This is a genomic window from Aquabacterium parvum, from assembly GCF_001447195.1.
Taxonomy (GTDB): domain Bacteria; phylum Pseudomonadota; class Gammaproteobacteria; order Burkholderiales; family Burkholderiaceae_C; genus Aquabacterium; species Aquabacterium parvum.
The window spans coordinates 1-273 of record NZ_LFRI01000183.1; the positions used below are offsets into that span (position 1 = coordinate 1).

At 64.5% G+C, this 273-nt stretch carries 1 protein-coding gene; it reads right to left on the reverse strand.

The window, feature by feature from the left end; translation table 11 throughout:
* Nucleotides 1–64: 64 nt before the first annotated feature.
* Nucleotides 65–273, reverse strand: a 209-nt coding sequence (locus ABG80_RS07240; RefSeq protein WP_235513772.1) for a hypothetical protein, incomplete at its 5' end; no start/stop codon positions are given.

Here is a 273-nt window from a genome sequence, read left to right on the forward strand (position 1 = left end):
GGTCGGGTACCCCTCCCTCTGCAACGCCCTTCGGGCTCACTGGGGTGTCCCCCAGCCCCCCGGCTTACTTCGACGCGGAGAGGCGCTCCATGTCATTGAGGACAGGCCGAGCATGCTGATGCACGGCCATCATGTATGCCTGCGAGGCCTTGTCCCAGGCGTCGATGTGTCTGGCCAGGATGAACAGCCAGGGCGGCGTGTCAACATCCGGGCCAGCAGCTACGATCCCGTAGAAGGCCCTCACCGTCTCAGTGGTCATCAGCGCAGCCTCTT